Below are 22802 nucleotides of genomic sequence, written 5' to 3'. Positions count from 1 at the left end.
ATAGGAACGGCATAGCGTCGGCTCAGTCGGGCGCGGATACTGGAACCTGTGACACAGCCCCGAGCCTCGGTAGAGCGGGTTGTCATGTGCCGTGCTGACGGCAACCCGATCAATGTGCTCGTCGTAGACGACGAAGCGGTCCTGGCCGAGATGGTTTCCATGGCGCTGCGATACGAGGGCTGGAACATCTCCACCGCGGGCGACGGGTCGTCGGCCATCGCCGCGGCCCGGGCCCAGCGACCCGATGTGGTCGTGCTCGACGTGATGCTGCCCGACATGAGCGGTCTCGACGTGCTGCACAAACTGCGCGAGGAGAATCCGCAGCTGCCGGTGCTGCTGCTAACGGCCAAGGACGCGGTGGAGGACCGCATCGCGGGCCTGACCGCGGGCGGCGACGATTATGTGACCAAACCCTTCAGCATCGAAGAGGTGGTGCTGCGACTGCGGGCGCTTCTTCGTCGCACCGGGGTGACGACGGTGGACAGCGGTGCGCAGCTGGTGGTCGGGGACCTGGTCCTGGACGAGGACAGCCACGAGGTAACGCGCGCGGGCGAGCCAATCTCGTTGACCTCCACCGAGTTCGAGCTGCTGCGGTTCATGATGCGCAATTCCAAGCGGGTACTGAGCAAGGCCCAGATCCTGGACCGGGTGTGGAGTTACGACTTCGGCGGCCGGTCGAACATCGTCGAACTCTACATTTCCTACCTGCGCAAGAAGATTGACAACGGTCGTGAACCCATGATCCACACGCTGCGCGGCGCGGGCTATGTCCTCAAGCCAGCCCGCTAAGACGCGGCGGGTCTGGTCACTTCGGCTCCGCCTACTGGTCGGGCAGATCGTCGTCCTCGCCGTCGTCTGCATCGGCATCACCGCGGCGACCGAACTGGCGTTGCTGCACCACCTGGTGGCCCAGCTCGACGGGCAACTCGGCGGAACTTCCTACCGCTCGGCTCGGATGTACCCCGAACCGAAACGTCCGGGCTGGCGCCGCGAGTCGCACTACTACCCGAGGCCGGGCCCCGGCCCCTGGTTCCTCGATGCCCCGGGCCAACCCGCCGGCATGGTCGCCGCGGTGATCAGCAATGGCAGGACCGTTGACGCCGGATACCTGACCAGCGACGGCGCGCGGGCCGCGCTGACCCCGGCCGCGCAAACGCAACTGGAACACCTCGCCGGCAGCCGCAAGCCGGTGACGCTCGACCTCGACGGACTCGGTCGCTATCGCGTCGTCGCCGCCCCGAGCCGCAGCGGTGGGGACGTCATCGTCACCGGCCTGTCGATGTCCAACGTCGACGTCACCATGATCCGGATGCTGGTCATTCTCGGGATCGTCACGGTGATCGCGTTGGTCGTCGCGACCGCCGCCGGCGTGGTCATCATCAGGCGGGCACTGGCGCCGCTGCGCCGCGTCGCGCAAACGGCAAGCGAGGTCGTCGAACTGCCGTTGGATCGCGGCGAGGTCGAGCTGCCGGTGCGGGTGGCCGAGTCCGATGCGAACCCGTACACCGAGGTGGGTCAACTCGGGTCGGCGCTGAACCGGATGCTCGATCACATCGCGGCCGCGCTGTCTACGCGGCAGGCCAGCGAGACCCGGGTTCGGCAGTTCGTCGCCGACGCCAGTCATGAACTGCGCACGCCGCTCGCCGCGATCCGTGGCTACACCGAGCTCACCCAACGCATGGGCTGGGATAGTGGGGATCGCGAAGCAATGGCGCACGCGATGAGCCGGGTGGCATCCGAGACGGAGCGCATCACGCGCCTAGTCGAGGACCTGCTGTTGCTCGCCCGCCTGGATTCCGGCCGGCCGCTGGAACGCGAGCCGGTGGATCTGTCGCGCCTGGCGGTCGACGCCGTGAGCGACGCGCACGTCGCCGGACCGGATCACCAGTGGGAGCTCGACCTGCCCGAGGAGCCCGTGGTCGTCACAGGTGACGCGGCGCGGCTGCACCAGGTGTTGACGAACCTCCTGGCCAACGCCCGCGTCCACACCGCCGCCGGCACCCTCGTGACCACCCGGTTGAGCACCGAGCCGACGCGGTCCGTGTTGCAGGTCATCGACAACGGCCCCGGCATCCCGGCGGGGCTGCAGTCCGAGGTGTTCGAGCGGTTCGCCCGCGGCGATTCTTCGCGCTCGCGAAAGGGCGGCAGCACCGGACTGGGACTGGCGATCGCCTCCGCGGTCGTCAAGGCGCACAACGGGACAATCACGCTCGACAGCTCACCCGGCCACACCGAGTTCACGGTGCGGTTGCCACTCAACGGGTGGCAACCGCCCGCTCGCAATTCTTAGGTCACCGAGTTAAGCGCAAGCCGCGTCGACTTCGAACGGCTTGTTCACCGGTTGCATCGGGTTGGCCATGTCCACGCCAGTGGCGGTGCCGGTGACCTTGTAGGTACTGCCATCCTTGGTCGCCGAGGCGTTGCCCTGGCCACCCTGCGCGTACTGAAGGGTCACACCGTTGACGTTGCCGAGCTGAACTGCCTTCACTGCCGGCGGATTGGCGTCGGTGAGCACGACGCTAATCCCGGTCGTGTTTCCACCGACCGCAATGCTGACATTGCCGGCGGCCTTGGTGCAGAGAGTGTTGCCCTGGACGTTCTGGTCCTTGCCGTCGATGACGACCTTTGTCGTGCCGCCGGTGTTCGCGGTGACGCCGCCACCACTGGCCGTGGTTCCCTTGTTGCTCGAACACCCCGAAATACCTGCGGCCAGAATCGCCGCCCCGGTCGCCGCGACAATCAGTCCACGCTTCACCTGTTCTCCTTTTCCCGATCGTTGCGGTCCTCCGCATTGAAAACCGTCAAGGCAGTATGCGGGTATGCCGGGCCGCACAGAAGAGGTTCGACGAAATTGTTTCGTTTCGGTTAACCCGCCAGCTCTCAACACGTCCTTTCGGGCAAGGGCGGATTAATGGCAATGTGTTGCCGTGAATCACAAACCGCCAACCGCCGTCATCGAGTCGGCCCATCGCGAACACGCTCTGCCGTTCCATGACACGACCGACTTCGAGAACGCCGATCGTGGCTTCATCGCGGCCCTGTCCCCGTGCGTCATCAAGGCGGCCGACGGCCGCGTGGTGTGGGACAACGACGCCTACTCCTTCCTGGGCGGTGCCGCGCCGACGTCCGTACACCCGAGCCTGTGGCGGCAATCTACCCTGGCCGCCAAGCAAGGCCTTTACGAAGTGGTGCCCGGCATCTACCAGGTCCGCGGCCTGGACATCTCGAACGTCACCTTCGTCGAGAGCGACACCGGCGTCATCGTTATCGATCCGCTCATATCCACCGAGGTCGCGGCGGCGGCGCTGGCCCTGTATCGCACCCACCGCGGCGGTGATCGCCCCGTCGTCGCGGTGATCTATACCCACAGCCACGTCGACCACTTCGGCGGCGTGCTGGGCGTCACCTCGCAGGCCGACGTGGACAGCGGCTCGGTGGCGGTGCTGGCCCCGGAGGGCTTCACCGCGCACGCCGTTCAGGAGAACGTCTATGCGGGTCCGGCGATGACCCGCCGCGCGACCTACATGTACGGCTCCATGCTGGCGCGCGGACCCCAGGCCCACGTGGGCTGCGGGCTGGGTCAGGCCGCGTCCACCGGCGAGGTCGGCATCATCGTGCCGACCCTCGACATCCGGGAGACCGGCGAGAAGCACACCATCGACGGCGTGGAGATCGAGTTCCAGATGGCGCCCGGCACCGAGGCGCCGGCCGAAATGCACTTCTATTTCCTACGGTTCCGCGCGCTGTGCATGGCCGAGAACGCCACCCACAACCTGCACAACCTGCTGACCCTGCGCGGCGCGCTGGTGCGCGACCCACACGCCTGGTCCGGCTACCTCACCGAGGCCATCGACACGTTTGCCGATCGCGCCGACGTGGTGTTCGCCTCCCACCATTGGCCCACCTGGGGGCGGGAGAGCATCGTCGAATTCCTTGCGCTGCAACGCGATCTGTACGCCTACCTGCACGACCAGACGCTGCGCCTGCTCAACCAGGGATACACCGGCGCCGAGATCGCCGAGGCGTTTGCGATGCCGCCCGCGCTGGAGCAGGCGTGGCACACCCATGGGTATTACGGCTCGGTTAGCCATAACGTGAAGGCGGTCTACCAGCGCTACATGGGTTGGTTCGACGGCAACCCGGCCCGGCTTTGGCCCCATCCGCCGGAGGCGATCGCCCCCCGCTACGTCGACGCGATGGGCGGCATCGACAGGGTCGTCGAGCTGGCCCAAGCGGCGTTCGACGCCGGTGACTTCCGTTGGGCGGCAACGCTGCTCGATCACGCCGTTTTCACCGACAGCGACCATGCCGCGGCCCGCGCGCTGTACTCCGACACGCTGGAACAGCTGGCCTACGGCGCCGAGAACGCCACGTGGCGCAACTTCTTCCTCAGCGGGGCCGCCGAACTGCGCGACAGCAACTTCGGCACCGCGGTTCAAGTCGTGTCTCCGACGATGCTTTCCCAGCTGACGCCGGAGCAGATCTTCGACAGCCTCGCCATCCGGGTCGACGGCCCGCGTAGCTGGGACCTCGATATCGCCGTCGACATCGCCTTCGCGGACGCGGCCACCAACTACCGGCTCAGCCTGCGCAACGGCGTGCTCGTCTACCGCCGGGTGGCGCCCGACGCCGCGACGGCGACCGTTACGGTTAAGGCGGACAGCAAGTTTCGGCTGCTGGCGGCGGCGATAGGTGATTTTGCCTCGCCCGGGCTGGAAGTTTCTGGTGACCAGGCGGCGTTGCAGGCATTCCTCGGTGCGCTCGACCAACCCGATCCGGCTTTCAACATCGTCACGCCGTAGTTGGCTTCGCGAGCAGACGCAAAAGCCCCCAAATTTGCCGCGAATGAGGCGCTTTTGCGTCTGCTCGCGCAACTGTCACGCCACGTCGATGACCACCTTGCCCAGCACCTTGCGTTCGGCCACATGCCGCAGCGCGGCCGGGGTTTCGGACAGGGGGAATCGCGCACCGATGTAGGGCCGGATCGTGCAGGTGGCGAACATCTGTGCCAACTCCCGCATGTCGCGCGCGGCGTCGTCGGGCCGGTCGCCCATGAAGGTGCGGATCTCCATGCCGCGGACCGTGATTCCCTTGAGCAGGACCAGGTTTAGCGGAATGGACGGGATGGTGCCCGAGGCGTAGCCGAGGGTGATGAAGGTTCCGCCGCGGGCCAGACCGCGCAGCGCGGGCTCCGCGTAGGGCCCGCCGACGGGGTCGAGGACCACCCGGGCCGCGTCGTCGGTGAGCTCACGGATGCGCGTTTTCAGGTCTTCCCGGTCGTAGTCGACGATGGCTTCGGCGCCGCGCTGCCGGCACAGCTCAAGTTTGTCGGGGCTGGACGCGGCCGCCAGCACCCGGGCCTTCATTGTCACCGCCAGATCGACGGCCGCCAGGCCCACACCACCGGCAGCGCCCAGAACCACCACCCAATCGTCTTCCGCGACTTCGGCAATCGACCGCAGTGCGTGATATGCGGTGCGGTACGTGACCCCGAATGCGGCGGCCGACGCGAAGTCGGCGCCGTCGGGTACTAGCGTGGCCGATGCCGAGTCGAGCAGCGCTCGCTCGGCGAACGCGCCGGTCGGGGTAGTTGCGGAGACCCGCTGGCCCGGACGAAACGCCGCGCCGTCGCCGACCGCCATCACTTCGCCGGCCAGCTCGCTGCCCGGGACGAACGGGACCGGGATCTTGACCTGGTATTTGCCGGCTATCAACAGCACATCGGGGAAGTTGACCGCCGCGGCGTGCACCCTAACCACCAGCTGGCCGGGACCGGGGACGGGCTCGGCGAGCTCCTCGATGACCAGGTCCTCCGGTGTGCCGTAGGAACGGCAGACGACGGCGCGCATCACCAGATCCCCAGGCCGCGCAGACAGAACCGGACCACGTGCGCGATGTCGTCGCGACCAGGCCGGTCGGCCGAACCCACGTATCGCCGCATCGTCGCAGCCGTGCAACAGAACACCGCCTCGACGTCCCGATCGACGTCGGTGCTGCCCAGCTCGGTGAGGGGCTCGATCAGCAGATCCCGCAGCGGCCCCATCATTTCCTGGTCGACCGCGCGCCAGTTGGCGGGTGACATCTGACCGGCCGCCGCACGGCTCTTGCTGATCAGCTGCGGGTCGGCGACCTGTGCCAGCGTGCCCTCGATCCAGCGCGCGACTTGGTCATGCGGCCGGGATTCCTTGGCCATCTGGTGCTGCAGGTAGGAGACGACGATGGCTACGCCCCGCTCCATGACCGCGAGGATAAGATCGTCCTTGCCGGCGAAATACCGATAGAACGCCTTGTTCGACGATCCGGCCTCGGTGACGATGTCGCTGACCCGCGGCTCCTCGGGCGCGACCCGTTCCATCACCCGCACCGCCGCGGCCAGGATGCGTTCGACCTCCTCGGTCGCCTCGCGCTGGCGGTCGTCAAGGGCGCGCTCGACCGCCGCCGTCACCCTGCTACTGGTCAACGAGCTCACCGTATTTGGCGCGGGCCGCCTCGCGCCGGATGTCCAGCATCTCGCTCGGCCACTCGCCCTCTTCGGCCTCGTAGCCCTTGAGGAGCATCCGCGCCAGGTTGACCTTGTGCGCCTCGGTCGGACCGTCCGCCAGGCCGAGCGCGATGCCGCCCAGCAGCACGTTGACCAGTGGCAGCTGGTCCGTGAGACCGAGGGCGCCGTGGACCTGAATCGCGCGCAGCGCAATGGATTTGAGTACCTGCGACGCCAAGATCTTACAGGCGCCGATCTCGGCGCGGGCGGCACGCTCGTCGCCGGTGTCGATCAGCCAGGCGGCATGCAGGACGGTCAGCCGGAACGGAATCAACTCCGTATAGGAGTCGGCCACGAACTCCTGCACCAATTGCTTGTCAGCCAGCGAGCTGCCCTGGGTGAAGCGGCTTTTCGCGCGCCGCGACATCATCTCGACGGCGCGCTGGGCCATCCCGATCGAGCGCATCGCATGATGCAGACGCCCGCCGGCCAGGCGGGTCTGCAAGATCAGGAAGCCCTGACCGGGTTCGCCGAGCAAGGCGTCGGAAGGCACCCGCAACCCGTCGTAGCGGACCAGGGAATGCCCCGGCTCGTGGGGATCCGCGCCGACGAGGTGGTGGGTGGCTTCCACGTTCAGGCCCGGGGTTCCGGCGGGGACCAGGAACGTCGAGGCGCCTTGATGGACGGGTACATCGGGGTCGGTGATCGTGACGACGATGAAGAAGGACGCGACGGACGCGTTGGAGGAGAAGTACTTTCGCCCGGTGATGATCCAGTCGTCCCCGTCGCGGACCGCGCGGGTGGTGAAGACCCGGGGGTCGGCGCCGCCCTGCGGCTCCGTCATCGAGAAGCAGGAAAAGATCTCCCCGGACAGCAGCCCTGCCAGATAGCGGTCCTTCTGGTCCGGTGTGCCGAAGCGGGCGATGATCTCCGCGTTGCCCGTGTCGGGCGCCTGTGTCCCGAATACGATCGGCGCCCACGGGCTGCGACCGAGGATCTCGTTGATCAACGTCAGCTTGACCGCGCCGAATCCCTGCCCGCCCAGCTCCGGTCCCAAATGCGGTGCCCACAAGCCGTTGTCGCGGACCTGCTGCTTGAGCGGATCGACGATCCGGCGCCGCTCGTCGTCGAGCGGCAGGAATTCGCAGCCCGGGAATAGCACCTCGAGGGGTTCCACCTCCTCGCGTACGAACTCGCGGATCCAGTCCAGCTTCTTCTCGAACTCCGGTTCGGTGGAAAAGTCCCAAGACATTCGAATGCTCCTATCTTCTAGGGAATCCCGCCGTCGGCCCGCAGGATCGAGCCGGTGGTGAAACTGGATGCGTCGGAAGCCAGAAACAGTGCGGCGCCGACGATTTCGCGCGGTTCGCCGGCGCGTTTCAGGGAAAGGTGGCTGAAGTTATTGCCACCGCTTTCACTGCCGAGATCCCAGGCCTTGCTGACGTCGGTCAGGTAGGGTCCGGCCATCAGTGTGTTGACCCGCACGGTGGGTCCGAAGGCCTGCGCCAGTCCTTCGGTCATGGCGTTGAGCCCGGCCTTGGCGGCGGCATAGGGGATGATGCCGCCGTTCGGACGCAGCGACCCGGTGGAGCTCACATTGATGATGGATCCACGGCCGGCGGCCACCATGCGCTCGCCCACCAACGCCGATAATCGGAAGGGCCCCTTGAGGTTCAGGTTGACCACCGCGTCGAAGAGCTTCTCGGTGACGTCGCTCAACTTGTCGTACAGCGGTGACATGCCCGCGTTGTTGATCAATGTGTCGATCTTGCCGAACCGCTCATAGGTCGCGTCGACCAAGCCGTCGAGTTGATCCCAGCGCCCCACGTGCACCTGATAGGGCATGGCGGAACGGCCGGTCTCGGCCTCGACCTCCTTGGCGGTGGTCACGCAGTTGTCCATGTTGCGGCTGGCGATCACCACGTCGGCGCCGCAGTGCGCGGCGGCGAACGCCATCTCGCGGCCCAGGCCGCGGCTGCCGCCGGTGATCAGGATGACACGGCCGGTCAGATCGAAAAGCTGATCCGCGTAACCCATTTCAGCGTCCCTTGGCCTGTGAGGAGCGGGCCAGCTCCGCTGCCGTGGCGATGAGCTGCGGGATCATCGCCCTAAAGGTTTCGGTGATATTGGGGTCCACTTTCTTGGTGCGCACCCCGGCCGCGTAGGTCTTTTCCAGCACAATGCCGAGCTTCCAGTTGGCCAGCACCAGGTAGTAGTCGATGTTCTCGGTGGAGAGTCCACTGACTTTCTCGTAGTGCTCGAGCAATTCGCTGCGCGTGGGCATGCCGCGCATGTCCAGATAGAACCCGCCGGTGCTGGGCTCCTCGCCGTCGTAACCCAGCAGCGCCCACGCGAGATCCAGCAGCGGGTCGCCGACTGTCGTCATCTCCCAGTCCACGATCGCGGCCAATCCCGCCGGCTCCCCGTGCGCGAACATCACGTTGGCGAACTGGTAGTCGCCGTGCATGATGCCCGGGTGGTAGCGGGCGGGCCGGTTGTTGCGCAGCCAGTCGGCGGCCTCGTCGAGTCCGGGCAGTTCGCGCACCTTGTAGGCGTCGAGGAAGTTCAGCCAGCGATCGACCTGTCGTTCGTGGAATCCGTCCGGGCGGCCGAAGCCCTCGAGGCCTTGCGTCCGCCAATCGACCCGGCCCAGCTTGGCAGCGCCCTCGACCAGTTGGAACGCCAGCCCGCGGCGGGCCGTCAGGTCGGTGTCGAACGGCGCCTGCCACCCGCCGTCCATCGGGCTCCATCCGTCGATGGCCTGCATCACGTAGAACGGCATGCCCAGCACGGCGCCGGTGTCGTCGGCGGCGATCAGCGCCGCGTGTGGCACGTCGGTGCCGGACAGCGCCCGGACCAGGCGGATCTCGCGCAACAAGCCGTCGATGCGGGCCGCGTCGGCGCGGGCACCCGGCATCCGCAGCACCATGCGCTCGCCGCCGCGTTCGATCAGATACAGGGTGTTCTGTGAGCCACCCTTGAGTTGCTCTAGCTGCGGTTCCTCGCCGCTGCGCGGTGCGTCGTTGGCATCCAGCCAACGACCGAGTACACCCGGGTCCAGTTGGGTTTCGCCGGCAGTCGTCATGGTCCGCACACCCCGCTCTCCGCGCAGAGAATAGCATTCTCCCGGCGGTGTGGGGAGAGGCTCAGTGCTCGGGCTTGTGCGCGCTGAGCAGGAAGCCCGGCGCCATGAAGTGGCCTTCGCCGTCGTGTTCGACGTTCGGTAACGGATCACCGGAAGGCGCGAGCGCGCCGGCGTTGCCGTAGAGCTTCGCGGGGCGCAGCTCATCGACCTGCCACAGCGTCGCGACGGCGTCGTGCAACTCGGTTTCGGTGAAACCGCGCGGGCCGGGCCGGTCGCCACCAGCCTGGTCGCCCAGTGCTCCGGCGGCGAACGCCAGGATGTATAGCCCCGCGCCCGGCGCGGCAGCCCGAAAGATCGACTGCATGTAGTCCTGGCGGCTCTCGGGCGGGAGTGCGTGGAACAGCCCGCTGTCCAGGATCGTGGAGAAGCGGCCGTCATAGCCCCGAAAGCTCGTGACGTCGGCCTGCGCGAAAGTCGCTGTCGTTAAGCCACGTCCGGCTGCTGCCGCGGCCGCGGCCTCGACCGCGGTGGCGCTGGCGTCCAGGCCGACGACTGTGTAGCCGCGCTCGGCGAGGGCCAGAGACAGGGCGGCGTGCCCGCAGCCGGAGTCCAGGACATCGCTGCGAATCTTGCCTTGATCGATCAGGGTCCCCAGCTCGGGCTGCGGCCCGCCGATGCTCCACGGGGGCGGCGCTTCTTGCCGGTAGGCGGCATCCCAATCCATGCCCGGCTGGGTCATCTCTCCTCCTCGAGATCGCCGATGAGAAACTGGCGCTGCCTACCATCCGACGACGGGAACAAACATGCAAGTGCTGTTGATCCGGCATGCGTTGCCGCTGCGCAGCGAACACGGCGAGGGCTCCGATCCGGACCTGTCCGAGCAGGGGTGGGCGCAGGTCGAGCGCCTGCCCGAGGCGCTCGCCCAGTTTCCCATCGCGCGGGTCGTGAGCAGCCCACAGCGGCGTGCGATCCAGACCGCCGAGCCGGTCGCGGCCACCCGCCGGCTGAACGTCGAGATCGACGAGCGATTCGCCGAATACGACCGCGACCTTCCGGTCTACATCCCCGTCGAGCAGATCAGAGCGGAACGGCCGGCGGAGTGGGCGCGCCTGGCCGAGGGGCGTCTGCCCAGCGCGGTCGACGAGGACGCGTTTCGCGCGCGCGTCCGCGCGGCGGTCGACGACCTCGTCGCCGCCGCCGATCCGGAGGACACGGTCGCGGTGTTCAGCCATGGCGGGGTGATCAACGTGCTGCTGCACGAGATCCTGGGTACGACGCGGTTGTTGTCCTTTCCGGTCGACTACGCGTCGGTGACCCGGCTGTTGTTTTCGCGGACGGGTCAGGCGACGGTGGCGGGGGTCAACACGGTCGAACACGTGTGGGACCTGCTGCCCCGAAATCACCGGCTGCTCGGCGACGATGCAGGCCGTGGAACGGCCTGAGGTGGGGTTCCCCCGGCAGCGCGGTGGCGATGGGCAGAGGCGGGCAATCGGTGGTGGTGAACTTGGCCGACATCAGCGGTGGTAAACAATTGCGAGTGACTTCAGTTGACCGACTCGACGGGCTCGACCTGGCCTCGCTGGACCGGTACCTGCGTTCGCTCGGGATTGGACGCGACGGCGAGCTGCGGGGTGAGTTCATCTCCGGTGGCCGCTCGAATCTGACGTTCCGGGTGTATGACGACGCGTCCAGCTGGCTGGTGCGCCGCCCGCCGCTGCACGGGCTGACGCCGTCGGCGCACGACATGGCCCGCGAATACAAGGTGGTTGCCGCGCTGCAGGACACGCCGGTTCCGGTGGCGCGCGCGATCGCGCTGTGCGAGGACGATTCGGTGTTGGGCGCGCCATTCCAGATCGTCGAATTCGTTGCCGGGCAGGTGGTGCGCCGGCGTGCCCAGCTCGACGCGTTCAGTCACACCGTCATCGACGCCTGCGTCAACTCCTTGATCCGGGTGCTCGTCGATCTGCACAGTGTCGACCCGAATGCGGTGGGGCTGGCCGACTTTGGCAAGCCCAGCGGTTACCTGGAGCGTCAGGTGCGACGGTGGGGTTCGCAATGGGAGCTGGTACGGCTGCCCGACGACCAGCGCGACGCCGATGTCGAACGGCTGCATTCGGGCCTGCACCAATCAATTCCGCAGCAGAGCCGCACCTCGATCGTGCACGGCGATTACCGGATCGACAACACCATCCTCGACGCCGACGACCCGACGAAGGTCCGCGCGGTCGTGGATTGGGAGCTCTCGACCCTGGGAGACCCGCTCAGCGACGCCGCCCTGATGTGCGTCTACCGCGACCCGGCGCTGGACCTGATCGTCAACGCTCAAGCCGCCTGGACGTCGCCGCTGTTGCCGACGGCCGACGAGCTGGCCGACCGCTACTCGCTGGTGGCCGGTTTGCCGTTGGTGCATTGGGAGTTCTACATGGCGCTGGCCTACTTCAAGCTCGCCATCATCGCCGCCGGCATCGACTTTCGCCGGCGCATGTCGGACCTGGCTAGCGGAAACGAATCCGAGCACCAGCCCGAGGTGGTCGCGCCGCTGATCTCCCGCGGATTGGCTGAGCTCGCCAAGCGCCCCGGCTAATCGAGCGTGCACTCAGGGCGTTGAGTGTGCGCTGGCGGTTTTCAGTGTGCGTCCAGGGCGGGATTTCGGCGATTTTCCCGCCCAGGAGTCACACCCAACGCCCAGGACTCACACGCAACGCCCAGGAGTCACACCCAACGCCCAGGACTCACACCCAACGCCCAGGACTCACACGCAACGCCCAGGACTCACACCCAACGCCCGAACTACTCCGCCGAGCGCGTCGAGCGTGCTCTGCGGGCCTTGAGCGTGCGGCGGCGGCGGGAATTTCGGCGATTTTGCGGCCCAGGCCCGGGCCCGGGACTCATAAGCGGGCTAGACCGGCCGAGAGGCGGCCGCGTGATGCTTCTTCGCCGCGCGCCGCAGCTGCATGATCCGCGCAGTGCCAACCGCCACGGTGACCAGGCCGCCCCCCACGGCCGCCAGCAGGATCGCCACGCCCAGCGGCAGGCTCCAGCGCCAGCCAAAGAACGCAAACGCCGTCGAAGTCGTGTTCTGAGCAATGAAGATCAGCAGCAGGATCAGGATGAGAAAGCCGGCGATCAGGAACGTCCACAGGGCGCCGGCGCGGGTGAACCCGACGGCCGGTTCCCTGGATGTCGTGCCGGGGTGCGGATCCGGCGGCGGCGGGGGAGGCGGGGGAGGCGAGGCAGGGGATTGGCCGCTCATACTGTCATGTTTGTCCGATCCTGCGCAGATTGAAACAAATCCACGCAAAACCACCCCCGCGACCTGCCGTGCGGCCGGCGGCGCCGCGGCGGTTGTGCCGTTAGTGTCGGCGGTATGAGGATGCTGCCGCGTGTTCGTCGCGGGACCGTCCGGGCGGCAGCGTGGGTGGCGACGGTCTGCCTGATCGCGGCCTGCAGCAATTCCGATCCGCTGGGCGCGGAGATACGCAGCCCGAAATCGATCGTGGTCGGTTCCGGCGACTTCCCGGAGTCGGAGATCGTCGCCGAGATCTACGCGGAAGCGTTGCAGGCCAACGGCTTTGAAATCGGGCGGCGGATGGGGATCGGCAGTAGGGAGACGTATGTCCCTGCGCTCAAGGATCATTCCATCGACTTGGTGCCCGAATACATCGGCAACCTGCTGTTGTACTTCGCGCCGGACTCGACCGCGACCATGCTCGACGCCGTCGAGCTGGAGCTCTACAAGAAACTGCCCGGTGACCTCTCGATCCTGACGCCGTCGCCGGCTTCCGACACCGACACGGTCACCGTCACCAGCCGCACCGCGGGCGACTGGCACCTGAAAACGATCGGCGACTTGGCGGCACACTCGCCGGACGTGCGATTCGGGGCGCCCTCGGCGTTCGAGAACCGCCCGTCCGGGCTGCCGGGACTGCGACAGAAGTACGGACTCAACATCAGCCCGGGCAACTTCGTCGTCATCAACGACGGCGGCGGCGCGGTGACCGTGCGCGCGTTGGTGGAGGGCAGGGTGACGGCCGCCAACATCTTCAGCACCTCACCGGCCATGCTGCAGAACCATCTCGTCGCGCTCGAGGACCCGGAGCACAACTTCCTGGCTGGCAACATTGTGCCGCTGGTGAATTCGCAGAAGAAATCGGATCTCCTCAAGGATGTGCTGGACGCGGTGTCGGCGAAGCTGAGTACCTCCGGCCTGGCCGGCCTCAACGCCGCGGTATCGGGAAATTCCGGCATCGATCCCGACCAAGCGGCGCGAAACTGGGTGCGGGACAACGGCTTCAATCATCCGATAGGGAAGCCACGGTGATCGTCTTCGACGACGTCAGCAAGGTGTTCGCCGACGGGACCACCGCCGTCGACCGGCTGAGCCTGGTGGTCCCCAACGGCGAATTGACGGTCTTCGTCGGGTCTTCGGGCAGCGGCAAGACCACGGCGCTGCGGATGATCAACCGGATGATGGAGCCGACCTGCGGCACGATAACCGTCAACGGGGCCGACGTCTCGACGGTCAACCCGGTGCGGCTGCGCCTCGGGATCGGCTACGTCATCCAGCACGCGGGCCTGATGCCCCATCAACGCGTGATCGACAACGTCGCAACGGTTCCGGTGCTGAAGGGCAAGTCCCGCCGGGACGCCCGCAAAGCCGCCTACGGGGTGCTCGAACGCGTCGGGTTGGACTCCAAGATCGCCACCCGCTATCCGGCGCAGCTCTCCGGCGGTGAACAACAGCGCGTCGGCGTGGCGCGCGCGCTTGCCGCGGACCCGCCGATCCTGTTGATGGACGAGCCGTTCTCCGCCGTCGACCCGGTGGTGCGCAACGAGCTGCAGATCGAAATACTTCGTCTGCAAAGCGAATTGCACAAGACCACCGTGTTCGTCACGCACGACATCGACGAGGCGCTGCGACTCGGCGAACGGATAGCGGTGTTCAGGGGCGGCGTGCTGCAGCAGTACGACGAACCCGCGCAGCTGCTGTCGCGTCCGGCCAACGAATTCGTGGCCAGGTTCATCGGTCTGGGCCGCGGCTATCGATGGTTGCAGCTCATGGACGCGGCCGGGTTGCCGCTGCACGACATCGAGCGGATCGCCGAGGGCAGCGTCCCCGACACCGGCCTCCCGGACGGCTGGGCGGTGGTGGTCGACGACGCGGGCGCCCCGGTGGGGTGGATCGACGCCGAGGGCCTGCGCAAGCACCGCGCGGGCGCGTCGTTGTCCGACAGCGTGAGCGGCGTCGGCTCGCTGTTCCGCCCCGACGGCAATCTCAGCCACGCCCTCGACGCGGCGCTGTCGTCGCCGTCGGGCCTGGGTGTCGCCGTCGATGAAGGCGGCAAGGTCATCGGCGGTGTGCTGGCCGCCGACGTGCTGGCCGCGGTGGAAGCCCGGCGAAGGGCCTAGACATGCACTACCTGCTCACCCACCTCGACGACGCCTGGGCGCTGACCGTCGTCCATCTGCGGCTGGCGCTGGTGCCGGTCGTGATCGGGTTGGCGATCGCGGTTCCGCTGGGCGTACTCGTGCAACGCGCGCCGATTTCCCGGCGGCTGACGACGGCAACCGCCAGCGTCGTGTTCACGATCCCGTCGCTGGCGCTGTTCGTGGTGTTGCCGACGATCATCGGAACCCGGATCCTCGACGAGGCCAACGTCATCGTGGCGCTGTCGGCCTACACCGCCGCGCTGCTGGTGCGGGCGGTGCTCGAGGCGCTCGACGCCGTGCCCGCTCAGGTGTGCGACGCCGCCACCGCGATCGGCTACCCGGCGATCAAGCGGATGCTAAGAGTCGAACTGCCGCTGGCTATCCCGGTGCTCGTCGCCGGGCTGCGCGTGGTGGTGGTGACCAACATCGCGATGGTTTCGGTGGGTTCGGTGATCGGCATCGGCGGCCTGGGCACCTGGTTCACCGAGGGGTACCAGACTGACAAAAGCGATCAGATCGTCGCCGGCATCATCACGCTGTTTGTGCTGGCGATAGTCATCGACGCGCTCATCGTCCTGGCCGGCCGGCTGGCCACGCCCTGGGAACGCGCCGGGCGCACACCGCGTCGGCGCTCGGTGCTGGCCCCCGTCGTCGGTGGCGCGCGATGAACTTCGTGCAGCAGGCGCTGTCCTACCTATTGACGGCCGACAACTGGACCGGCCCGGTCGGGCTGGCGGCGCGCACTCTGGAGCACCTGGAGTACACCGCGATCGCGGTGGGCGCCTCGGCGCTGATCGCCGTCCCGATCGGGCTGGTCATCGGACACACCGGTCGCGGCACGCTCCTGGTGGTGGGCGCCGTCAACGGCCTGCGCGCCCTGCCGACGCTGGGCGTGCTGCTGCTCGGGGTGCTGCTGTTCGGGCTGGGTGTGGGGCCGCCGCTGGTCGCCCTGATGCTGCTCGGCGTGCCGTCGCTGCTGGCCGGAACCTATGCGGGCATCGCCAATGTGGAGCGGACGGTCGTCGATGCCGCCCGCGCGATGGGCATGACGGAGGCCCAGGTGCTGCTGCGCGTGGAGGTACCCAATGGGCTGCCGCTGATCCTGGGCGGGCTGCGCAACGCGACGCTGCAGGTGGTCGCCACCGCAACCGTCGCCGCCTACGCCAGCCTCGGCGGCCTGGGCCGATACCTGATCGACGGGATCAAGGAACGCCAATTCCAACTCGCGCTGGTCGGTGCGCTGATGGTGGCCGCGTTGGCGCTAATCCTCGACGGCCTCTTGGCGCTCGCGGTGTGGGCGTCGGCGCCCGGCACCGGCCGGTTACGTGGGCGCACCGGTCGGCGCGACCAAGTGACGCCGAGCGCACTTCCGGACAAACCTGCCGCCGTCGCTGGTCACGTCTTACGGTAGGAGTGTGAACGCAGCCCCCTCTGATCCCGCCCGGCGCGTGCGGCAGGCGATGTTGACCTGGCGCGCACAGGATGTCTCCCGCATGGAATCGGTACGAATCCAGTTGTCCGGCAAGCGGATCAGGGCCAATGGGCGCATCGTGGCCGCCGCCACCGCAACCAACCCGGCGTTCGGTGCCTACTACGACCTGCAGACCGACGAGTCGGGCGCCACCAAGCGGCTCGGGTTGACCGTCACCTTGGCCGAGCGCGAACGCGTGCTCTCCATTGCCCGGGACGAGGAAAACATGTGGTTGGTGACCGACCACCAGGGCGAGCGGCGCGCCGGATACAACGGCGCGCTCGACGTCGACGTGGTGTTCAGCCCCTTCTTCAATGCGCTGCCGATCCGGCGCCTCGCGCTGCACGAACGGGCGGACATGGTCACGCTGCCAATGGTCTACGTGAACGTGCCCGACATGTCCGTCACCGCGGCGACCGTGAGCTACGCCAGCGAGGGGCGGCTCGACGGCATCAAGTTGCGCTCTCCCGTCGCCGACACCACCGTCAGCGTCGACGAAGACGGGTTCATTGTGGAGTATCCAAGCTTGGCAGAGCGGATCTGATCACCCCGCCCGCCCGGCCCGCGGCGGCCAGCTCTTCGCGCCACTTCTCCTGGCCGATGACGACGGCGAAGACGTCGGAGCGCGGGAAGCTGTCGTAACGCGTTCGCGCGGCGTGCCCGGCGTCGATGAGGTCGGCCAGGGAGCTGTGGCTGGCCAGCGACTCGCGGGCGCGGCGGAGCAACTCGATGACTTGGTCGACCGCCGGGAGCAGCTGCTCGGAGTTGGCCTCGCACATCGCCCGCACGAGGTCCGGCGCTGTGCCGGCCACCCGGGTGCCGTCGCGGAAAGACCCGGCCGCCAGCGCGAAGGCCAGCGGGACTTCGCCGGCAGTGACCGCCAGCGCCTCGGCGAGCAGGTGCGGCAGATGGGAGATGGCGGCCGCCGCGGCGTCATGCTCGTCCGATTTGGCCGGTACCACCAGCGCGCCGCAGTCCAGCGCCAGCGTCATCACCATCGACCACACCCGGGGGTCGACGTGGTCGTCCACGCTGACCACCCACGGGGCCCTGGTGAACAACCCGGCATATCCGGCGGCCCAACCCGAGTCGGCGGTTCCTGTCATCGGGTGACCGCCGACGAAACGTTCCAGCAGACCGGCCCCGGCAACCTCGTCGAGCACCGCGCCTTTGACGCTGGTGACGTCGGTCAGCGGGCAGTTGGGGGCCAGCTCGCTGATGTGGGCAAGCATGACCGGCAGCGCCGGCATCGGCACGGCCACGACGATCAGCGCGCCGGTCTCGGCGGCCCGGGTCAGGGTGTGGGTGATATCGGTGCTGGCGTCGAAGCCGTCGGCCGTGGCCGCCTGCGCGCCCTCGACCGATCGGTTGTAGCCGAACACTTCGCGGCCGGCCGCATTGGTGGCCCGCATGATCGAGCCGCCGATAAGGCCCAGCCCGAGCACGCAAACGGGTGTCTTAGACAAAGGATGGGCCACAGTGCAAGGTTGGCACAGTTTGGCGGACAGGGGTGTTCCATCTGGTCAGGTGGCCTGGTCAGCGACTAGCGTAGGCGCCCATGGGAGCACAGCGGGCGCCAGCGCAAGGCCCGTCCGCGGACACACCGGACGGCTTCGGCGTTGCGGTCGTGCGAGAAGAGGGTAAGTGGCGCTGTTACGCGATGGCCGCGAAGGCGCTGACGAGCCTGGCGGCCGCCGAGACGGAGCTGCGTGAACTACGCAGTTCGGGCGCGGTCTTCGGGCTCCTCGACGTCGACGACGAGTTCTTCGTCATCGTGCGCCCGGCGCCGTCGGGGACGCGGTTGCTGTTGTCGGATGCCACCGCCGCGCTGGACTACGACATCGCCGCCGAGGTGCTCGACAACCTGGACGCTGACATCGATCCCGAGGACCTCGAGGACACGGAGCCCTTCGAGGAGGGTGACCTGGGGTTGCTGTCCGACGTCGGGCTCCCCGAAGCGGTGCTGGGCGTCATCCTCGATGAGTCCGATCTGTACGCCGACGAGCAATTGGGCCGCATCGCCAGGGAGATGGGCTTCGCCGACGAGCTGTCGGCGGTGATCGACCGCCTCGGTCGGTGATCGCAAGCGCGGCGGAGCCGGGCGCGGCGGCTCGCCGCCACCAGGCTCGGTCGGTGATCACTGACGAAGATCTGATCCGCACCGCACTGTCGGTCGCTGCGACGGCCGGTCCTCGCGACGTGCCGATCGGTGCGGTGGTCATCGGTGCCGACGGAACGGAGCTCGCCCGTGCGGTGAATGCCCGTGAGGCCCTTGGTGATCCGACCGCGCACGCCGAAATCCTGGCGATGCGGGCGGCGGCCGGCGTGCTCGGCGACGGGTGGCGGCTGCAGGGGGCCACGCTTGCGGTGACCGTCGAGCCCTGCACCATGTGCGCGGGCGCGCTGGTCCTTGCTCGCATCGCGCGGCTGGTGTTCGGGGCGTGGGAACCCAAGACGGGAGCGGTCGGATCGCTGTGGGACGTGGTCCGCGACCGTCGGCTCAACCATCGCCCGGCGGTGCGCGGCGGCGTGCTCGCGCAGGAGTGCGCCGCGCCGCTGGAGGCCTTCTTCGCCCGCCAGCGATTGGGGTGAGTTCCTGTCGGGTCGAAATTGCCGTCAAGGCTGTGATCGCGGCGCACGCACAACCATCGCGGCAATCTCGGTGCTCGAACCGGCGATTGAGGTGACCGGCAACCGGTTCGGTAAGCTGCCTGGCGGTGGCGTGTCCGAGCGGCCTAAGGAGCACGCCTCGAAAGCGTGTGACGGCTAACACCGTCCGAGGGTTCAAATCCCTCCGCCACCGCCACAGCCCCGAACCTGTCGCAGCAGGTAAAGGGCTAACCGCCTATCCTTAGAGCACCCTGGAAACGCTGGGGCAGGGGGGTCGGCGGAGGGTCGGATGACGGCCATAGCTGCGTGCCGCACGTGTGGCACCGAGCCTCTCGAGAACGCCCGGTTTTGTCCCGTGCCAACGGCACCAAGTTCGGTCGGCCTCGGAAGGTGGACGAGCCTGAGCACATCGCCACCGCGAAGCGGATGAAGGCCGACGGTCACACTGGGAGGGACATCGCCAAGTACCTCGGGTTAGCCGCGCGACGTTGTATCGGTACCTGGGCGAAAAAACGGTGCTGCCTGAACGACAACCGGCGACGGCCACCTGGGATACTGGTTGCCCGACCCGGCCATGCACTGGCACCACAACTCTCGACGAAGGCAGCCATGACCTCGACGATCGCCGTCCTGTTCGTCCACGGCGTGGAGATCAAGGATCCCCACTACGCCGACAACGCGATCAAAATGCTGCGCGCCGAGTACGCCCGCGCGTGCCGTGGCGCAGAAGCCGCGGAACTCGAGATCGAGGCGGCGTTCTGGATCCCGGTGGCGGAGCCCGGTCTCGATAAGATCGTGCGGGCGTCCTTCGGTCACGGCTTCGCCGGCTGGACGCAGCGACTCGACGACCTCGTCCACCGGATCAACAACGGCTCGTATCTCGCCATGCTGCCGTTGGTCGTTTCGGGCCTGCTGGGGCGGTTTCCCGGACTGCCGAATGCGCACTGGCCGACACTGCGCTGGGCTGTCACTTACTTTCTGGGCGACGTCATCGCCTATCAGATCGCTGAGGGCAGCGACGCCAACTACGACGCCATCCACGCCTGCCTGGATGAGGCGCTGGCGACCCTGGCCGAACGGGCCCCCGACGCACCGTTGTGCGTCATCGCGCACAGCCTCGGCACAGTCATCGCCTCGGACTACTTCTACGATCTGCAGAAGGCAGGATCCAAGAAGTCGACGAAGTCGGTGCCCGGGTCATCCACTGCGCTCCAGCGTGGCGAGACCCTGACCTGGCTTTACACCCTGGGTAGCCCGCTCGCATTGTGGATGGTCCGCTATCCCAAGTTCGATGCCCCGATCAAACTTCCCGGTCGCACGCGCAGTGCCGCTACCCGGAAGGCGGCGCAGTGGGTAAACTTTCACGACCCCGACGACATCGTCGCGTATCCACTGCGGACGCTGAACGCGCATTACGCCGACGCGGTCGACTGCGACCAGGCGGTGTCGGTGGGGCCACCGATCCTCGGGAACACTCCGGTCTCGCATGTCGCTTACTTGAATTCGCGAAAGGTCATGCGGCCCATCGCACAACGCCCCGCCATGCTGACCCGATCGACCGATTGACCGCTGCCGTGGTCAACAACCCCGTCGGACACCTGCCCAACGAAGAGATCGAGATGACCGAACAGAGGCGCTCGAACGGCTCGCTGCCCTAAGCCTCCTTGCCCGGTTCGTTGACGATGCTGATGTTGTCGAGGACCAAAAACCATGACCGAGGATCTCACCGTTGAGCAGAGTTGGCGAGGTCCGTTCTGGCTGCCCGGTCAACCCGACCGCGACTAGCGTGGCGTTTTGACGTATAACCCTAACAACGGCATAACCCTCTCTCTTGTAGGCGGTTTCGGCGACGGTCGGTGGGCGCAACTTTCGCCGGGCGGGTATGCGATGCGAGAAGGTTCAGGGCGGTTTCTGGTTATCCACGGAAGGGTCGGCTCCAAAGCGGTGTCGCTGCTGGATTGCCGGATCATGGCATCGAGCTCGTCGGGTATTGGTTTCGAGTTGGATGAACAGGAAGTCCGTGTCGGACGGATGTTGACCGACGTGTTCATCGATGACCCAGACGCCGAGGCGTTTTCGGAGCTGACTATCGAGGTAGAGAACCTCACTCGCTGGGATCGTCGAGAAGACATCATGTCGCACATCGAGTACGACCCCGGCCATCCGTGCGGAGAAAAATGGAAGGTGACCGTAGACCCCGTTGCTCCGCTAACGGTCACTGTCGATGACCTAACGACCGTTCCCGACGACCGGCTTGATACGAGCGAACTCGCGGCCGTCGGGCAGGAGAGCCCACAGCACGTCGACGAGGCGGCGGGCGAAGGCGAGGAGGGCCTGGCTGTGGATGAGGCGTTCGCCGCGCTTGCGGTCGTAGAACTGTCGGGAGGGTCCGTCAACGCCTAGGCTGGACAGCGCGGCCAGATAAAACACCCGACGCAGTCGTCGGTTATAGCGTTTCGGCCGGCGCAGGTTGCCGGCGATGCGGCCCGAATCGTTTGGCACAGGCACCAATCCGGCGTAAGACGCCAGGCGCCCAGGCGTAGCAAACGATGCCAGGTCACCGCGGGTGATCACCAGAAACTCAGCACCCAGGTTTGGCCCAAAGCCGGGCAGCGACTCGATGATCCGCGCGTACGGATGATCGCGGAAGCGCTCGGTGATCGTCTTGTCAATGTCTTTGATCTCGCGGTCAAGCTCCAGCAGCTTGGCCGCCATCCGTTTGACCAAAGCGGCGGTGCCGGCCTGCCCGGGCAGCGCCAGCTGCTGGTCATTGGCCAGGGCGACGGCGGTGGCCGCGGTCTTGGAGATCCCGGGGGCCCAGGCATGGTTGTTGACCAGATGGGCCGTGACGCCCACGACTCCGGCCGCACGGATCTCAGCCGGGGTGCATAGCCCTGCGACCAGGATCAGCGGTGTGCGGGTGGAGTAGTCGAAGGCTGCTTCCAGGGCCGTGAAGATCGACCCCCAGCAGAGAGCGCAACCGGTTGATACCGCGGACCCAGTCGGCCATCAAATCAGTGCGATAGCCGGTCAGCTGAGTCAACTCCACGACCAGTTCATCGGGCATCGTTACTGCGGCGAGATCGCTTCGCATGCGGGCAGTTTCGGCGTTCACCAGAGCGTCTTTGGCGTCGGTTTTGCCCTCGCCCCGAAACGCACCCGTCATGGTGTTGACCACTCGGCCAGGCACATAGACCACCGATTGGTCAGCAGCCAATAGCACCGTGATCAGCATCAGCGCCATCGGGCTCGTCAGATCCACTGCCCACCGCACCTGTTCGGCGGTCTTGTGCGCGCGATCGATCAGCGCCTCGATCGCCGATTGTTCATTGGCCAGCTTCTGCGTCCACACCACCTTGCCGCGTTCATCCACCGCGCACGCATGATGGCTGGTCTTGCCGACATCAATTCCGACCCACACCTGTGGCCGCACCGTCACGTTGTTCTCCTGTGCTCGCAGGTCAAGCCCGTGGACAGCTCCGCCGACATGTCCCTAACCAGCGACGATCCGCATCAGCTCTCAATCAGCGGCCGGAGCGTCCAGCACGGTGGGGCAGCCAGCCTCACGAAGCCACACATACAACAACAGGATCTCAGCTACACCCCACCGCCCTGGGCATCCAGGGCACCAACCCCCGACACCCAAGACCTTAGGGACAGGATTTGATCGACCTCGTGTCTCTACAAACGCCAAGCAAGAATCAGCTCCGCGGCGTGCCGTTAGT

The 22802-nt window shown here is 67.1% G+C and carries 22 protein-coding genes, 1 tRNA gene and 2 pseudogenes; 15 read left to right on the top strand and 10 right to left on the bottom strand.

The window, feature by feature from the left end; all coding sequences use genetic code 11:
• The first annotated feature begins 84 nt into the window (after positions 1–84).
• The gene (tcrX, locus tag JWP83_RS01285; protein ID WP_297725073.1) at positions 85–789 is read left to right on the top strand and encodes a two-component system response regulator TcrX; all 705 of its coding nucleotides are present in this window, start codon (positions 85–87) and stop codon (positions 787–789) included.
• Entirely contained in the window at positions 767–2290 is a 1524-nt protein-coding gene (locus JWP83_RS01280) for a HAMP domain-containing sensor histidine kinase (protein ID WP_297724966.1), read from the top strand. The genes tcrX and JWP83_RS01280 overlap by 23 nt, the downstream gene beginning before the upstream one ends.
• A 9-nt stretch (positions 2291–2299) precedes the next feature.
• Here the strand turns inward: JWP83_RS01280 and JWP83_RS01275 are convergent, their stop codons facing one another.
• Positions 2300–2755 carry a lipoprotein LpqH gene (locus tag JWP83_RS01275; RefSeq protein ID WP_297724964.1) on the bottom strand — a complete coding sequence of 152 codons (456 nt, stop codon included), beginning with the start codon at positions 2753–2755 and terminating at the stop codon, positions 2300–2302.
• A 172-nt stretch (positions 2756–2927) separates the two neighbouring features.
• Here JWP83_RS01275 and JWP83_RS01270 point away from each other — a divergent pair, with 172 nt between their 5' ends.
• Positions 2928–4802 carry an alkyl sulfatase dimerization domain-containing protein gene (locus JWP83_RS01270; RefSeq protein WP_297724961.1) on the top strand — a complete coding sequence of 625 codons (1875 nt, stop codon included), beginning with the start codon at positions 2928–2930 and terminating at the stop codon, positions 4800–4802.
• 75 nt (positions 4803–4877) lie between these two features.
• On the opposite strand, the gene JWP83_RS01265 is transcribed toward JWP83_RS01270, so the two are convergent.
• The 6 genes from JWP83_RS01265 to JWP83_RS01240 form a co-directional block, all read right to left on the bottom strand.
• Positions 4878–5849: an NADPH:quinone oxidoreductase family protein gene (locus tag JWP83_RS01265; protein ID WP_297724958.1), complete on the bottom strand. Its 972-nt coding sequence runs from the start codon at positions 5847–5849 to the stop codon at positions 4878–4880.
• On the bottom strand, positions 5849–6469 hold the full coding sequence (locus JWP83_RS01260; RefSeq protein WP_297724955.1) for a TetR/AcrR family transcriptional regulator: 621 nt from the start codon (positions 6467–6469) through the stop codon (positions 5849–5851). Before JWP83_RS01260 ends, JWP83_RS01265 begins: the two co-directional genes overlap by 1 nt.
• Positions 6450–7733 (bottom strand): acyl-CoA dehydrogenase family protein, encoded by a 1284-nt coding sequence (locus JWP83_RS01255; RefSeq protein ID WP_297724953.1) that lies wholly within the window; start codon positions 7731–7733, stop codon positions 6450–6452. The genes JWP83_RS01260 and JWP83_RS01255 overlap by 20 nt, the downstream gene beginning before the upstream one ends.
• Before the next feature lie 17 nt (positions 7734–7750).
• Positions 7751–8518 carry an SDR family NAD(P)-dependent oxidoreductase gene (locus JWP83_RS01250; protein WP_297724950.1) on the bottom strand — a complete coding sequence of 256 codons (768 nt, stop codon included), beginning with the start codon at positions 8516–8518 and terminating at the stop codon, positions 7751–7753.
• A 1-nt stretch (position 8519) separates the two neighbouring features.
• Positions 8520–9566 carry a phosphotransferase family protein gene (locus JWP83_RS01245; protein ID WP_297724947.1) on the bottom strand — a complete coding sequence of 349 codons (1047 nt, stop codon included), beginning with the start codon at positions 9564–9566 and terminating at the stop codon, positions 8520–8522.
• Positions 9567–9627: 61 nt separating this feature from the next.
• Positions 9628–10305, bottom strand: a complete 678-nt coding sequence (locus JWP83_RS01240) for a class I SAM-dependent methyltransferase (protein WP_297724944.1) — start codon at positions 10303–10305, stop codon at positions 9628–9630.
• Between the two features lie 64 nt (positions 10306–10369).
• Here JWP83_RS01240 and JWP83_RS01235 point away from each other — a divergent pair, with 64 nt between their 5' ends.
• Together JWP83_RS01235 and JWP83_RS01230 are read left to right on the top strand one after the other, a co-directional pair.
• Positions 10370–11008, top strand: a complete 639-nt coding sequence (locus JWP83_RS01235; RefSeq protein WP_297724942.1) for a histidine phosphatase family protein — start codon at positions 10370–10372, stop codon at positions 11006–11008.
• Between the two features lie 95 nt (positions 11009–11103).
• On the top strand, positions 11104–12150 hold the full coding sequence (locus JWP83_RS01230; RefSeq protein ID WP_297724939.1) for a phosphotransferase family protein: 1047 nt from the start codon (positions 11104–11106) through the stop codon (positions 12148–12150).
• Positions 12151–12465: 315 nt separating this feature from the next.
• On the opposite strand, the gene JWP83_RS01225 is transcribed toward JWP83_RS01230, so the two are convergent.
• Positions 12466–12819: a lipopolysaccharide assembly LapA domain-containing protein gene (locus JWP83_RS01225; RefSeq protein WP_297724936.1), complete on the bottom strand. Its 354-nt coding sequence runs from the start codon at positions 12817–12819 to the stop codon at positions 12466–12468.
• A gap of 114 nt (positions 12820–12933) precedes the next feature.
• On the opposite strand from JWP83_RS01225, the gene JWP83_RS01220 reads away from it, so the two are divergent.
• Genes JWP83_RS01220 through JWP83_RS01200 form a run of 5 tightly spaced genes read left to right on the top strand, consistent with a single transcriptional unit; the run spans position 12934 to position 17011 of the window.
• Positions 12934–13887, top strand: a complete 954-nt coding sequence (locus JWP83_RS01220) for an ABC transporter substrate-binding protein (RefSeq protein ID WP_297724933.1) — start codon at positions 12934–12936, stop codon at positions 13885–13887.
• Positions 13884–14975, top strand: coding sequence for an ABC transporter ATP-binding protein (locus JWP83_RS01215; protein WP_297724930.1), 1092 nt, complete (start codon positions 13884–13886; stop codon positions 14973–14975). Before JWP83_RS01220 ends, JWP83_RS01215 begins: the two co-directional genes overlap by 4 nt.
• Before the next feature lie 2 nt (positions 14976–14977).
• On the top strand, positions 14978–15664 hold the full coding sequence (locus JWP83_RS01210; protein ID WP_297724927.1) for an ABC transporter permease: 687 nt from the start codon (positions 14978–14980) through the stop codon (positions 15662–15664).
• Positions 15661–16407, top strand: a complete 747-nt coding sequence (locus JWP83_RS01205) for an ABC transporter permease (protein ID WP_297724924.1) — start codon at positions 15661–15663, stop codon at positions 16405–16407. Before JWP83_RS01210 ends, JWP83_RS01205 begins: the two co-directional genes overlap by 4 nt.
• Before the next feature lie 49 nt (positions 16408–16456).
• The gene (locus JWP83_RS01200; RefSeq protein WP_297725070.1) at positions 16457–17011 is read left to right on the top strand and encodes a putative glycolipid-binding domain-containing protein; all 555 of its coding nucleotides are present in this window, start codon (positions 16457–16459) and stop codon (positions 17009–17011) included.
• Here the strand turns inward: JWP83_RS01200 and JWP83_RS01195 are convergent.
• On the bottom strand, positions 16974–17912 hold the full coding sequence (locus JWP83_RS01195; protein ID WP_297725067.1) for a prephenate dehydrogenase: 939 nt from the start codon (positions 17910–17912) through the stop codon (positions 16974–16976). The two genes, JWP83_RS01200 and JWP83_RS01195, sit on opposite strands and share 38 nt — an antisense overlap.
• A 113-nt stretch (positions 17913–18025) precedes the next feature.
• Here JWP83_RS01195 and JWP83_RS01190 point away from each other — a divergent pair, with 113 nt between their 5' ends.
• From JWP83_RS01190 to JWP83_RS31100, 5 genes and pseudogenes are all read left to right on the top strand, one after another.
• Positions 18026–18547 (top strand): tRNA adenosine deaminase-associated protein, encoded by a 522-nt coding sequence (locus JWP83_RS01190; protein ID WP_297724921.1) that lies wholly within the window; start codon positions 18026–18028, stop codon positions 18545–18547.
• 53 nt (positions 18548–18600) lie between these two features.
• Entirely contained in the window at positions 18601–19059 is a 459-nt protein-coding gene (locus tag JWP83_RS01185; RefSeq protein WP_297724918.1) for a nucleoside deaminase, read from the top strand.
• A 124-nt stretch (positions 19060–19183) separates the two neighbouring features.
• A tRNA-Ser gene (locus tag JWP83_RS01180) sits at positions 19184–19273 on the top strand.
• A 413-nt stretch (positions 19274–19686) separates the two neighbouring features.
• A complete protein-coding gene (locus tag JWP83_RS01175) occupies positions 19687–20643 on the top strand; it encodes a hypothetical protein (protein ID WP_297724915.1) in 957 nt (318 codons plus the stop codon).
• Positions 20644–20871: 228 nt separating this feature from the next.
• Positions 20872–21258: pseudogene (locus JWP83_RS31100) on the top strand (hypothetical protein); the annotation flags it as partial.
• A 48-nt stretch (positions 21259–21306) separates the two neighbouring features.
• On the opposite strand, the pseudogene JWP83_RS01170 reads toward JWP83_RS31100, so the two are convergent.
• Positions 21307–22516: pseudogene (locus JWP83_RS01170) on the bottom strand (IS110 family transposase).
• Between the last annotated feature and the right edge of the window lie 286 nt (positions 22517–22802).

This window comes from Mycobacterium sp., assembly GCF_025965855.1.
Taxonomy (GTDB): Bacteria; Actinomycetota; Actinomycetes; order Mycobacteriales; family Mycobacteriaceae; genus Mycobacterium.
Note: the sequence above shows the minus strand (reverse complement) of the source record. Positions and strands in the feature narration are given on the sequence as shown.

Bases quoted from the DNA above. Each gene is read 5' to 3' on its own strand.
- tcrX (WP_297725073.1), top strand. From the start codon at position 85: ATGTGCCGTGCTGACGGCAACCCGATCAATGTGCTCGTCGTAGACGAC.
- JWP83_RS01280 (WP_297724966.1), top strand. From the start codon at position 767: ATGTCCTCAAGCCAGCCCGCTAAGACGCGGCGGGTCTGGTCACTTCGG.
- JWP83_RS01265 (WP_297724958.1), bottom strand. From the start codon at position 5,849: ATGCGCGCCGTCGTCTGCCGTTCCTACGGCACACCGGAGGACCTGGTC.
- JWP83_RS01255 (WP_297724953.1), bottom strand. From the start codon at position 7,733: ATGTCTTGGGACTTTTCCACCGAACCGGAGTTCGAGAAGAAGCTGGAC.
- JWP83_RS01250 (WP_297724950.1), bottom strand. From the start codon at position 8,518: ATGGGTTACGCGGATCAGCTTTTCGATCTGACCGGCCGTGTCATCCTG.
- JWP83_RS01245 (WP_297724947.1), bottom strand. From the start codon at position 9,566: ATGACGACTGCCGGCGAAACCCAACTGGACCCGGGTGTACTCGGTCGT.
- JWP83_RS01240 (WP_297724944.1), bottom strand. From the start codon at position 10,305: ATGACCCAGCCGGGCATGGATTGGGATGCCGCCTACCGGCAAGAAGCG.
- JWP83_RS01235 (WP_297724942.1), top strand. From the start codon at position 10,370: ATGCAAGTGCTGTTGATCCGGCATGCGTTGCCGCTGCGCAGCGAACAC.
- JWP83_RS01225 (WP_297724936.1), bottom strand. From the start codon at position 12,819: ATGAGCGGCCAATCCCCTGCCTCGCCTCCCCCGCCTCCCCCGCCGCCG.
- JWP83_RS01220 (WP_297724933.1), top strand. From the start codon at position 12,934: ATGAGGATGCTGCCGCGTGTTCGTCGCGGGACCGTCCGGGCGGCAGCG.
- JWP83_RS01210 (WP_297724927.1), top strand. From the start codon at position 14,978: ATGCACTACCTGCTCACCCACCTCGACGACGCCTGGGCGCTGACCGTC.
- JWP83_RS01205 (WP_297724924.1), top strand. From the start codon at position 15,661: ATGAACTTCGTGCAGCAGGCGCTGTCCTACCTATTGACGGCCGACAAC.
- JWP83_RS01200 (WP_297725070.1), top strand. From the start codon at position 16,457: ATGTTGACCTGGCGCGCACAGGATGTCTCCCGCATGGAATCGGTACGA.
- JWP83_RS01190 (WP_297724921.1), top strand. From the start codon at position 18,026: ATGGGAGCACAGCGGGCGCCAGCGCAAGGCCCGTCCGCGGACACACCG.
- JWP83_RS01175 (WP_297724915.1), top strand. From the start codon at position 19,687: ATGACCTCGACGATCGCCGTCCTGTTCGTCCACGGCGTGGAGATCAAG.